Genomic DNA, 11286 nt, shown 5'->3' with positions numbered 1-11286 from the left:
GTTCAGTCCCCCAGGTCAGCGGAGACACCGGTGCGGTCGTGGCGGGCCTGCGGGTGCTCCTCGACGAACAGGGTCTCGGGTTCCAGCTCATGGGTGGTGGCCTTGATGCCGTGGCGCACCCCCAGCCAGGTGATCCACAGGAAGGGCAGGATGCCGCCGACCAGGAAGATCACGTCACCGGGCATCCGCAACCATTCCAGGATGGCGTTGCCGGGTTGGGCGATGTAGCCCAGGGTGCGTGCCTCAAAGTAGCCCTCGTTGACCGAGGACCACAGTTGCAGCACGCCCAGCGGCAACAGGGTGGCGAAGACCATCCAGGCCAGGCCGATGTTGAGCGACCAGAACGACCACTTCGCCAACCGGTCGGGCCATCGATCCGGGGGAATGATGTAGCGCAGCGCGAACAGGGCCAGGCCCACCGCGAGCATGCCGTAGACGCCCATCATGGCGCCGTGGGCATGGTTGGCGGTCAGCGCGGTACCGATCTGGTAGTAGGAGACGATCGGCAGGTTGATCAGGAACCCGAAGACTCCGGCCCCCACGAAGTTCCAGAAACCCACCGACACCAGGAACATGACCGCCCAGCGGTGCGGGAAGGGTGCGGTGCTGCGGGACTCCTGCCGGGAGCCCAGTTGCAGGAAGGTCCAGGCCTCGACGGTCAGGAAGGTCAGCGGAATGACCTCCAGGGCGGAGAAGAAGGCGCCCAGTGCCATGTGCTCGACCGGGGTGCCGGAGAAGTACAGGTGGTGCATGGTGCCCAGCACGCCACCGACCGAGTAGAGGATGACGTCGAGGAAGATGATCTGGATGGCGATCTTGCGCCGCACCACGCCCAGCATCACGAAGATGTAGGCGACCATCACGGTGGTGAACAGTTCCAGGAAGTCCTCCACCCACAGGTGGACCACCCAGAACCGCCAGAACTCGGCCACGGTCAGGTGGGTCTGGGTGCCGGCCAGCAGGCCCACGGCGTAGAAGCCGGGGATGGCCAGCCCGGAGTAGAAGAACAACCAGGGCATGTTGAACTTGCTCTCGGTCTTCAACCGCGAGCGGATGGCGCGAAAGACGATCGCGATCCACAGGAACAGCCCGATCACCAGCAGGGTTTGCCAGACCCGGGGCAGGTCGAGGTATTCCCATTGCTGGTCGAAGAAGGGGGAACCGGCGGCCCACTCGACCCCGAAGGTGCTCAGCGCGGTGCCGGTCAGGGTGCCCGCGACGACCAGGGCCAGCGCGACCAGCAGGCCGGTGGCCAGCCACGACTGACGCCTGGGTTCGCGACCGGAGATGATCGGGGCCAGGAAGATGCCCGCGGCCAGGAAGGAGGCCGCGGTCCACAGCAGCGACAACTGCACGTGCCAGGTACGGGCCAGGTTGAACGGCAGGAGCCTGGCCAGGTCGAGGCCGAAGAAGCTGCTCAGGTCGGCGCGGTAGTGCTCGATCGCCGCACCCAGGGTGGCCTGGATCAGGAACAGCAGCGCCACCACCAGGAAGAACCAGGAGGTCACCTTCTGGGAGGGAGTGATCTTCACCTCGCCGGGTTGCAGGAACTTCAGCGAGGGGGCCTCGTTGCCGTGCCAGCCGATCTTGCGGCTCCACCGGCCGTAGAGGGCGAACAGGGCACCCAGGCCTGCCAGCAGCGCCACCAGTGACATGCCCGACCAGACCAGGATGTCGGCGGTGGGGTGGTTGTCAACGCGCGGCTCGGGCGGCCAGTTGTTGGTGTAGGAGTAGCTGTGCCCGGGCCGTTCGGCCGCCGAGGCCCATGCCGTCCAGGCGAAGAAGGCGGTCAGGTCGTGGATCTGGGCCGGGTCGGTGATCACCTCGGGGATCAGCCCGTGCTTGGTGGTCGGTTCGCCGAAGAAGGTCGCGTAGTAGGAGCGGACGTGCTCGAAGGCGGCCACCTGCTCCTTGGTCAGGGTGAGGGTGCCGGAGGCCTCGTCGTAGCGGTTGGTGCGCATCATCACGACGGTGGCGGCCTCGGGGTCGCTCACCCCGCTGTTGCGCAGTTGCTCGGTGACGTGCAGGGTCGACAGGCGAAGGTACTCGGCGGTGTAGTCGGGGCCCAGGTAGCCGCCGTGGCCCATCACCGAGCCGTACTGCTGAAGCCCGCGGCGCAGGAAGATCTGTTGGCCATTGGTGATCTGGGCAGAGGTGTAGACGACCTCACCGGACTCGCTGACCACCTGCTCGGGTTGGGGCATGGAGTCCCCGTAGGTGCGATAGGCGAGGATGCCCATCACCAGGAAGCCGAAGACCAGGACCAGGGCCACGCCCTGGACCCACCCCTTGGAGATGGTGATCTTGGACGGATTGTCCGGGGTTCCGGTCTCGAGGCTGGTCTCGTCGGTGTGCTGGGCCATGGTCGTCCCCTGTCACTCGGCCCTGTTCATGGAGGGGGGAGGGGCCTGGAGGACAGCGTCGCTGGGCCCGTTCCGCGGGCGCCGACCAGGGCGCGTCGACACCTTGGCCGGGACGATAGCTGCGAAAACGCTGTAATTTCGCTGATCGACGCAATTCTCAGTGACGTGGCTCACAATTACGGGCGGGTCAGGACCAGCGCCCAGCTGGGTCTCAGGCGCGCTGGCTGCGGGGGCGTCCCTCCATGACCTCCTGCAGCAGTGCGACCGTCTCCTCATGCAGGTCAGAACCCACCAGGCGTGCCTGCCGGGTGACCTGCAGCACCATCCGTTCCACCTCGGGTCGGTTGCCGCTGAGGTGTTCGCAGCGGATCTTGATGCCCATCAGCAGTTCGTCCTCCGGCGCTGCCTGCAGCGCCCGGTGGGCTGCCCAGCGGGCGGTGTCGAGGTCGCCGACCTGCAGGGCCCGGTGGCCCAGCACCACGGCCATGTCACGGATGGTCGAGATCATGTCGCTGCGCATCTCTTCGGCCCAGTGCCACTGGCCGGGGGCGGCATCGGCCAGGGGGGCTCCCCGCACCATCGTCAGGGCATCGACCAGCACCTGGCTCGGGGCACGGTTCACCCCGCCGGCCAGCTTCAGCTGCAGCGCCTCCCAGTCGCTGGAGACCTCCGGGTGCAGGGTGATCCTGCCGGTGTAGGCCTCCGGCAGGAAGGCCTCGCCGTCGGCCGAGGCCCCCAGCCAGCGGCGCAGCCGACTCATGTTCGAGCGCCTGGTGGATTCGGCGACCATCAACTCAGTGCTCATCTGGGTGGAGCGGCGCCCCGGGTTCTCCAGGATCCAGGCGCAGTACTCGATCAGCTGCTTCGACGCTCGGGCGGGCTGCGGTCCCTGCGCGCCGACGAGCTGGATCGGGCCCAGCAGCAACAGCTTGGGTGTCTGGTGCACTGTGACTCCTTCGTCGTCGGGCAGCGGGGCTGCGGGGGGCAGGGTGGGGCGATCACGACTGATCAGCGGTGTTGGTGGGTCCACCCCCTCGGGTGGGTGGTACCACCACGGTGCCGGGGTGTCGGCGGCGGTGGTGGCGTCGTGGAGTTCGACCAACGCCCGGCGGGCGGGTTCGTCGAGCAGTTGGGGGACGAAACGTTGGCCGGTGGAACTGATCGTGCCGCTCCGTTCGGTCACCGTGATGGTCTCCCCGGCGCGGGCGGTCGCCTGCGCCACCACCGCGTGCATCTTGGGGTGGCGGGCCGCAACGAGTCGTCGCAGCCCTGCGGGCGGCAGTTCCTCACAGAACAGGTAGACCTCGCTGGGGCTGTCGTCATCGTCGGTGGCCCGGGCGTGGCGTTGCGCGGCGGTCTCGGACCAGCGGGCCAGCGCCTGCTCGGGGTTGCCGCTGACCTCCAGACCGGGGTGGTCGAAGGCGACCGCCCAGGCCAGGGGCTCGCTGACCACGGTGACGAGCACCTCGGACGACCAGTCGGCGCACATCAGGGAGGTGGCCATCCCACCCATCAGGTCGACGGCCGTGCTGGGTTCGGCGACCACGGCCGTGACCTGGTGGGCACCGAGGTCGACCAGCACGCTGCGACCGTCCTCGTCCTCACCGACCAGCACACTGGTCGGGCTGGGTGACAGCGGTTCGGCGCGGGCGGCCAGCCGGCCCAGGGCGGTGGCGAACCGGGTCGAGGTGGCGCCGGGGTGGGCGACCCGCAGGCCGGGGGCGCGGCCGGCCAGCTGGTGGCGTCGACGATTGGCGAGCCCGACCCCGATGCCGGCGGCCAGGGCGGCGGTGATGCCACCGGCCACCAGCCGCACGGGATCATCGGTGTGCAGAGGGTCGCTGGTCGCGACCGGTGCGTCGGTGGGGTTCTCCTCCGTCGGGGTGGGCGCGGCGTCGGGGGCCGAGGCCCGGGTGTCGACGCCGGGCCGCTCCGGGTCGTCGGCGGCGTCGGTCGCAGCGGTTCGTCCGGGCCGCTCGTCGGCGAGGGTGCGCAGCGTCGTCGGTGGTGTCGTGGTGACCTCGGCGACCAGCGGCGGGATCCTCAGCACCCAGCCGATCTCGATCTCGTCGGGGTCGCCGATCAGGTGCTGGTTGGCCCGCATGATCTCGGGCCACCGGTGCGGGTCACCGAGCCATTGGCCGGCCAGTGACCACAACGAGTCCCCGGCGGCCACCGTGACATAGCGGTCCCCGGTCCCGACCTCGGCGGCGGCATCCTCCTGGGCCGGCGGCGAGGTGGGGACGACCAGTTCCATGCCCGGGGTCAGGATGGCATCGCCCAGTCCCGGGTTCAGGTCGGCCAGCACGCGCCACTTCGACCCGTCGCCCAGCACGCTCGCGGCGACGGCCCACAGGTCCTCACCGGGCTGGACGACATGGACCGCGGTGGTCAGGGGACTCTTCTCAGTCCCCGGTTGTGCCTCGTCCGGGTCAGGTTTCGCGGCGGACTGGGCGCCGCTGCTGGCCGCGACCGTGGTTCCCACGGGCGGGGAACCGCCGTCGGCCTTCGCCAGGGTCATCGCCAGCACCGCGGCCACCAGTACCGAGGTCAGGGGGCGGATCCAGGCGCCCACGGCGGGCCTCCACCGCCACCGTCCCCGGGACAGGCCCGCGACCAGGTCGGTGAGCGACTCGAGCGTGGCCAGTGCCCAGCACAGCCAGCCGACGAGGGTGACCAGGCTGATCAGCAACGTGCCGTCATCGGGCGACAGCGGGTTCAGCACCCCCGAGAAGTCCAGTCGTCCGACGCGCACCAGCACCACCGGCGCGCCGATCCACAACGCCAGCAGGGCGACCAGTGCGAGCATGCCCTTGAGCACGCGAGTCATCGTTGCCTCTTCCGATAGGGGTCGAGCGGGGCGGTGCCCGTCGCCGAAACCTGCCGCCCGCCCGGTAATCCCGGCACCAGCAGGTCGGCGAAGGCCACCCGGCAGGTGATCGTCACGGCCACCTGGGCGTCGGCGCCGGCAGGCCGGCCGAACCCGGAAAGGTCCGCACTGACCCGTGGGTTGTCACAGGGCAGGGGATTGGAGCCGACCACCGCCTGGATGCGTCGGTTGGCCTCGGCGGTCGACCGGGCCTGGCTGGCGGCGCGCGCCGCCGCCCCGGCCACGTCGGTGACCTCGGCCCGGCCCTGCCACAGCCGGAACCCCGCCGTCATCACCCCGACCAGCAGCAGGACCAGCGGCACGATCACCACGGCCTCCACGGCCGGGCTCATGCCGCGGCTGCCCCGAGATGGTCCCGACCCCGCCCCGGTCCGGGAGTTGGTCACGGTCCGGGAGTTGCTCACGGTCCGGGACTTGGTCACGGTCCCGGAGTTGGTCAGCGTCGCGGTCATGGTTCCTCCAGCGGCATCACGGCGGTGCTGGTGACCCGGCCCTGGCCGAAGTCGAGGAACAGGTCGGCCGACCCGCTGACCGTGACGGTGGCCATCCCACCGGAACGCCGGGAGGTGACGGTGACATTGCGCAGGCCCGACCCGGTGGCCGAGCGCCGGGCCACCTCACCACCGGAGCCCACCGGGGCCTGGTACCAGGCCTCGGCCTCGGCGCCGGCCAGCGCCGCCGAGTTGGCGACCTGGCGGGCCTGCAGCACAGCGGCTGCCTGCACGACCCCGACGATCAGCAGCACCACCAGGGGTGTGAGCAGCGCCCACTGCACCGACTGGCTCAACCCCCGCTCCCGGTGGGGCCGACGGCGTGCGGCGAAGCTTCGTGCGCGCCGACTCATCGTCCGAACCTGCTCATCGTCGGGGCTGCTCATCGTTGGAGCTGGGTCATCGTGCCGACCTGGTCAGCGGGGCAGTTTCGACTGGACGTAGGCCGTGACCACCGTGATGACGATCCCGGCCACGGCCACCGCCCCGGCCAGCAGGATCGCGTTCTCGGTGGACTGCGACAGCCCACGCTCGCCACCCCGCCCGGGGCGGGTCGCAGGGCGGGGGCCGGCGATCAGGGTGGTGACGAGGGTGGTGACCAGCAGGCCGACGATGATGTTGAGGGTACGCATCGGGTTCCTTCGTGGTGAGGGGTGGGTCCCGGGGCCGAAGTCCGGCCACGGGAGGGGGTGGTTCAGCCGGACATCATCCGGAGCAGGGGAGGTGCGAGCAGGATCAGCCCGAACACCAGCGCCGGGATCACCATCCACACGGTGAGCGATTCGCTGACCTTCTGGGCCTCGATCTTCTGGGTCATCAGGTGGCTGTCGCGCAGTTCGCGGACCCGTGCCCGCAGCGCGCCACCGAGGGCCGCGCCCTGTTCGTCGAGGCGCATCACATCGGCGACATCGTGCAGCGGGGGCAGGTCAAGGCGGTCGGCCACCTCTTCGAGCCCCTGCCAGGCGGGTCGCTGTTCCAACCGGGCCCGCTCCAGCGCCTGCCGCAGTTGGACGAACAGGATGTTGTCCGACAGGGCGGCGGCACGGGTCAGGGCCAGCGTCGAGGACTGGTTCGCCAGCCGTTCCAGGGTGACCAGGTCGATGTAGGTGAACACGGCCTCACCGGCGGCCTCGTGCAGGTTGCCGCGGGACCGGGCCAGCAGCAGGTCGGGGACGAACCACCCCACCACCGCGCCGAGCAGCCCCCAGCCGGCCGAGGCGAACCCCAGCGGCAGGTCCATCAACCAGCCCAGCAGTGAGACCAGGCCGGGGGCCAGCGCCCCGATCAGGGCCATGACGAACTTCTCGGCCATGAAGTCGGCTCCGGTGCGGCCCTGCATCTGCAGCGTCGTCGCGGTGCGCCGGCTGACCGGCACCAGGTTCCACAGCCGCAGCCCCAGCCGGTCGAGCAGGCCGTCGTCCGGGTTGCCCGGCTCGACGATCAGGTTGCTCGGGCCGGCGCTCGGCGAAGTGCCCAGGACATCGGCCAGTCGGGGCGCGCGGCGGGTCAGGCCGACAACAACCGCCCAGAGCCCCAGCGCACACAGCGCCCCGCCCACCAGGGGCAGCAGGGAAGACCAGCGAAGCGCCACCGCGAGCCCGGTCATGACCAGCCCCCGCTCAGGATCCGTTGGCGGCGTGGGGGCATCGTCCGCTGCCGCAGCACGACCAGGGCACCGACGTAGGCGGCCAGCAGCAGGGCCAGCACCACCTGCCCGGTCAGCGTGCCGTAGGGCGCGAAGTAGTCCCCGCCGAGCAGCAGTGCGGCGGCCAGCACGACCAGAGTGATCAGGGTGATCTGGCGCACCACGATGCGCGGCTTGGCCCGCTCGGCCTCGACCTCACGCATGGCCCGCAACCGCTCCTGGGTGGCCTCGGCGATCCCGGCCAGGGTGTCGCTGGTGCCGGTGCCGCCACGTTGGGAGGCCAGCATCAGCGCCGCCACCACCGTGTCCACCTCGGGCGTGCCGTGCTCGTCGGCCAGTGCCCGCAGGGCGTCGGCGGTCGACCAGCGTCCGTCCATCCGGCTGACGGCCAACTGGATCGAGGGCTGCAGTACCTCGGGGCTCTGCCGGCGGGTGGCCCGCATCGCGTCGGCCACCGACTTGCCGGTCAGGATCGAGGAGTTCAACAACCGCACCCACTGGTCCAGTGCCTGCAGCAGCACCAACTCACGGTTGGGCGGGGTGCCCAGCAGCCACGGCAGCCCCAGCACGGTCACCGGGACGACCAGTAGCAGCACCACCCAGCCGGTCAGTGCGAAGGCCACCACCCCGGCGGCCAGCGCGCTCACCAGCAGCACCCGCCACCGCCGCGACAGCCGACCCCAGGCCGACCGCAGCCGGGTGATAACACCGGGGCCGGGGTCCTCGGGCTGCCGGCGATCGGCGGGCACCAACCCACGGACCAGGCACCACATCCCGAGGATCGCCAGGAAGCTGCCGGCCAGCACGACCAGCGGGGCACTCATCGCGCCTCCTGCAGGAAGGGGGCCAGCTCGTCGAGCAGGGCGGGTTCGGGGTGCAGCAGGGCAGGCCTGCCCGGGCCGTCGGCGCGGTACAGCAGGTGGGTGGTGGGTCGTCCGTTCTCGAGCCCGCCGGTCAGGGTGCGCACCTCGCTGATGTAGCGGGTCCGGGCGCCGCCCCGCCAGGTGTCATCGACCAGCTTCACGTGCACCAGGAAATGCAGGTGGTGCGCGATCTGCCGGTAGGCCTCCTCCACGGTGACCACCCCGCCCTGGGCCACCCGGCTGGCGAGTCGGTCAATGGTCGAGACCGCGGAGTGCGAGTGGGTCGTCGACAGTGAACCCGCCCCTGACTGCATCGCCTGGAACAGCGCGCCGGCCTCCTCGCCGCGTACCTCGCCGACCACCAGCCGGGTCAGGTTCTGCCGTAGCGCCTCGGGGATGAGGTCGGCCACCGTCCAGGCACCGAGCGAGCGGCCATCGACCTGCTCCCCGAGCCCGACCCGCGCCTGCAGCGCCAGGATGTTGCGCCGGTGCGGTTGCAGGTGGGTGAGCAGTTCGTAGTCGGTCTCCAGCGTGCCGAAGCGTTCGCTGGTCGGGATGGCATCGATGAGGGCCCGCAGCAGCGTGGTCTTCCCGGCGCCCTGGTCACCGGAGACCACGGTGGATTTCTGCGCCAGCACCCCGGCCCGCAGGATGGTGGCCAACTCCCGCGGCATCAGCCCACCGTCGGCCAGGTCGTCCAGGGTGATGTCGGTGTGCAGGTGCTGGCGGATCACGATCGAGGGCCGGAAACTCAGCCCGAAGCCGATCGCGTGCAGCCTGAAGCGGTTGCCCAGCGCGATGGTCATCATCGGGTGGGCATCGTCGAACGGACGAGCCGGCTGGGCGGTCTCACCGAGGAAGCGGATGGCCTCGACGAGTTCCTCGTCGGTGTCGGCCACCGGCGGGTGGTGGGATCGCCGACCGTCGGTGTGCTGGACGACCACCGAATCCCACCCGTGGATCTCGATGTTCTCGGCGTCCTCGATCTCGAACAGGGGCTGCAGCCGCCCGTACCCGAAGATGGCTGAGTCGACCGCCACCCGGTAGTCGGCCTCGTCGTCGGGGGTCCACAGCGCCTCCCCGCCGGCGGCCAGTTCCTCGCCGCGGGCCCGGACCACCTGGCTGATCACGCTGCGGCCCAGCATCCGCCGGTCCTGGGTGCCCAGGGTGCGTCGGTGCTCGGTCTCCCACGCGGAGAATGCCTCGGTCATCTGCTCGGCCGCGCGGCGGCGCAGGACGACCACCTCACCCCAGTCGACCCGCGGGCCGGGGTCGTGGGCCGGACGAGTGGCCATGCGGGTCGGCCGGTCGTCGGCCGCCGACAGGTGGGGTGCCGCCAGCGGGGGCAGCGGCTCGGCGCTCAGCCGGGTGAGCACCCGTTCGAGTGCTTCCTGGGTGCTGGGCCTTCCGCCGGCCACGGGTTCGGCGCGCCTCATCGGGTGCTCCCGTGGGTGGTCAACGGGTGCACTGCGAGCGGTGCGACCGGGTCGCGGTGGGCCAGTCGGGTGCCCAGCCGGCGTTGCAGGCCGTGGGCCGCCTTCACCAGGCTGGTCAGGTAGGCGCTGGTGTCGAAGCGGCGGGGTGGGTCGGCGGCGTCGCTGAGCACCGCGGCGTGGTCTGGCGCCCAGTCGACACTGAGCGCCACCGGCACCCCGAACTGGGCGCTGACCTCGGCATTCGAGTACGGACGACCCGGCCCCACGACCGCCAGGCCCACCTCGCAGGCAGCGCTGAGCGACTCGACCTGGTCGAGCAGCGTCGGCAGGTGTGCCGAGAGGGCGACCAGGCATCGCAGGGTCGAGCGGGTCACCACCAGCACCTGATCGGCACGTCGGACGAGCTCGGTGGGCAGGCCGGCCGGCCCCACCCGGCCGGCATCGACCAGCACGTCCATGCCGCGGTGGTGCAGGTCGCTGAACTCCTCGGCCACCTGCGCCCACGAGGAGAAGATCGCCGAGGCGCTCGGGTGGCGGAAACCGGGCAGGAACAGGCGGCGGCCGTCCAGGTCGAGGCGCTGCGTGTGCTCGAGCAGCCCGCCGCGGATGGAAGAGTGGAGCCGGGCGGCCTGCATCAGCGTCGTCAGCCCTCGACCGTCACCCTGACCACCCAGGTACCCGCCGGTGATGGCCTGCGGGGCGTCCCGGTCGCAATCGGCCAGCACCACGGGCCGGGGCCACTGCAGGCTCAGTCCCAGCGCGGTGGTGGTCGTCCCCGGCGCGCCGCTGATGGAGCACAACAGCACGACGGCCATCAGGAACTCCTGGCCAGCACGAGCCGACCGGCGGCAGCCAGTTCGGCGATGGTGGCGGCATCGGCCTGGCTGACGCTCACGTCGAGTACCCAGCTGGTGCCGTCGGGCAGTTCCCGTGGCACGCTGACCAGGGTTGCCTCAAAGGTTTGGCCGGCGGTTGACGCGGTGGCCCCGGCCGCACCCTCGGCGGCGCTGCTGACGGCCACCAGGACCACCTTCGTGCCCGGTGGCATCGAGGTGTCCGGGAGTCGCCCGGCGCCGAGCTTCAGCCCGAGGTGCGTGGTGCCGGGGTCAAGCACAGGTGTGCCGACCGCCCCGGAGCCGACCAGGGTCCCCTGCGGCAGGTCGACCAGGGCGGTCTGGCCAATCAGGTCGGTGAGCTGGTCGGCGGGCACGGTGCTCACCCCGGGCACCGAGCCGATGGTGACGGTGGTGAGGTCTCCGGGCTGGACCACCACCCCGCGGGGCACGCTGCGGGCCATGGCAACCACGGTGTGGGTCTGGTTGGCCTGGGTGAACGCCGCGGTGACGCCCAGGGCCCCTAACACCGCGCACAGCACGCCGATGAGGACCAGCCGGGGGCTGCGGCGTCCCCGGATCGCCGCCCCGGGGGCTCGGACAGGTCCGGCCTCCCAGCTGTCGGCGGGAATGGCTGAGGGGGTGCGCTGAGCGGTCAGCGCGCCATTGATGTCGCTCACCCCGCCGAGGCTAGGCAGTGACGAGGCCATTCCTGACACTGTTCGCCAGATCTGTGGATAACTTCGTGATGCTGTTAACCGTTTG

At 70.8% G+C, this 11286-nt stretch carries 10 protein-coding genes; all 10 read right to left on the bottom strand.

The genetic code is table 11. From position 1 onward, the window contains the following. Window positions 1-2 precede the first annotated feature (2 nt). Window positions 3-2363 (bottom strand): nitric-oxide reductase large subunit, encoded by a 2361-nt coding sequence (locus ACQE3C_RS13080; protein WP_434539623.1) that lies wholly within the window; start codon window positions 2361-2363, stop codon window positions 3-5. Window positions 2364-2574: 211 nt separating this feature from the next. Further along, window positions 2575-5193, bottom strand: a complete 2619-nt coding sequence (locus ACQE3C_RS13075; protein WP_434539622.1) for a LysM peptidoglycan-binding domain-containing protein — start codon at window positions 5191-5193, stop codon at window positions 2575-2577. Next, on the bottom strand, window positions 5190-5705 hold the full coding sequence (locus tag ACQE3C_RS13070; protein WP_434539621.1) for a TadE/TadG family type IV pilus assembly protein: 516 nt from the start codon (window positions 5703-5705) through the stop codon (window positions 5190-5192). Before ACQE3C_RS13070 ends, ACQE3C_RS13075 begins: the two co-directional genes overlap by 4 nt. Further along, window positions 5702-6097, bottom strand: a complete 396-nt coding sequence (locus tag ACQE3C_RS13065; RefSeq protein WP_434539620.1) for a TadE/TadG family type IV pilus assembly protein — start codon at window positions 6095-6097, stop codon at window positions 5702-5704. Before ACQE3C_RS13065 ends, ACQE3C_RS13070 begins: the two co-directional genes overlap by 4 nt. A gap of 63 nt (window positions 6098-6160) precedes the next feature. Then, a complete protein-coding gene (locus ACQE3C_RS13060; RefSeq protein ID WP_434539619.1) occupies window positions 6161-6376 on the bottom strand; it encodes a hypothetical protein in 216 nt (71 codons plus the stop codon). A gap of 62 nt (window positions 6377-6438) precedes the next feature. Beyond that, window positions 6439-7350 (bottom strand): type II secretion system F family protein, encoded by a 912-nt coding sequence (locus ACQE3C_RS13055; protein WP_434539618.1) that lies wholly within the window; start codon window positions 7348-7350, stop codon window positions 6439-6441. Further along, on the bottom strand, window positions 7347-8213 hold the full coding sequence (locus ACQE3C_RS13050; protein WP_434539617.1) for a type II secretion system F family protein: 867 nt from the start codon (window positions 8211-8213) through the stop codon (window positions 7347-7349). The genes ACQE3C_RS13055 and ACQE3C_RS13050 overlap by 4 nt, the downstream gene beginning before the upstream one ends. After that, window positions 8210-9688 (bottom strand): CpaF family protein, encoded by a 1479-nt coding sequence (locus ACQE3C_RS13045; RefSeq protein ID WP_434539616.1) that lies wholly within the window; start codon window positions 9686-9688, stop codon window positions 8210-8212. The genes ACQE3C_RS13050 and ACQE3C_RS13045 overlap by 4 nt, the downstream gene beginning before the upstream one ends. Further along, window positions 9685-10503: a hypothetical protein gene (locus tag ACQE3C_RS13040; protein ID WP_434539615.1), complete on the bottom strand. Its 819-nt coding sequence runs from the start codon at window positions 10501-10503 to the stop codon at window positions 9685-9687. Before ACQE3C_RS13040 ends, ACQE3C_RS13045 begins: the two co-directional genes overlap by 4 nt. After that, a complete protein-coding gene (locus tag ACQE3C_RS13035) occupies window positions 10503-11201 on the bottom strand; it encodes an SAF domain-containing protein (RefSeq protein ID WP_434539614.1) in 699 nt (232 codons plus the stop codon). The genes ACQE3C_RS13040 and ACQE3C_RS13035 overlap by 1 nt, the downstream gene beginning before the upstream one ends. Between the last annotated feature and the right edge of the window lie 85 nt (window positions 11202-11286).

The sequence above is a fragment of the Aestuariimicrobium sp. Y1814 genome (assembly GCF_050113895.1).
In the GTDB taxonomy this organism is placed as follows: Bacteria; Actinomycetota; Actinomycetes; order Propionibacteriales; family Propionibacteriaceae; genus Aestuariimicrobium.
This window is presented reverse-complemented; position numbering and strand designations above follow the sequence as displayed.

Excerpts from the sequence above, each read along its gene's own strand:
- ACQE3C_RS13080 (WP_434539623.1), bottom strand. The coding sequence starts at position 2,363 with ATGGCCCAGCACACCGACGAGACCAGCCTCGAGACCGGAACCCCGGAC.
- ACQE3C_RS13075 (WP_434539622.1), bottom strand. The coding sequence starts at position 5,193 with ATGACTCGCGTGCTCAAGGGCATGCTCGCACTGGTCGCCCTGCTGGCG.
- ACQE3C_RS13070 (WP_434539621.1), bottom strand. The coding sequence starts at position 5,705 with ATGACCGCGACGCTGACCAACTCCGGGACCGTGACCAAGTCCCGGACC.
- ACQE3C_RS13065 (WP_434539620.1), bottom strand. The coding sequence starts at position 6,097 with ATGAGTCGGCGCGCACGAAGCTTCGCCGCACGCCGTCGGCCCCACCGG.
- ACQE3C_RS13060 (WP_434539619.1), bottom strand. The coding sequence starts at position 6,376 with ATGCGTACCCTCAACATCATCGTCGGCCTGCTGGTCACCACCCTCGTC.
- ACQE3C_RS13055 (WP_434539618.1), bottom strand. The coding sequence starts at position 7,350 with ATGACCGGGCTCGCGGTGGCGCTTCGCTGGTCTTCCCTGCTGCCCCTG.
- ACQE3C_RS13050 (WP_434539617.1), bottom strand. The coding sequence starts at position 8,213 with ATGAGTGCCCCGCTGGTCGTGCTGGCCGGCAGCTTCCTGGCGATCCTC.
- ACQE3C_RS13045 (WP_434539616.1), bottom strand. The coding sequence starts at position 9,688 with ATGAGGCGCGCCGAACCCGTGGCCGGCGGAAGGCCCAGCACCCAGGAA.
- ACQE3C_RS13040 (WP_434539615.1), bottom strand. The coding sequence starts at position 10,503 with ATGGCCGTCGTGCTGTTGTGCTCCATCAGCGGCGCGCCGGGGACGACC.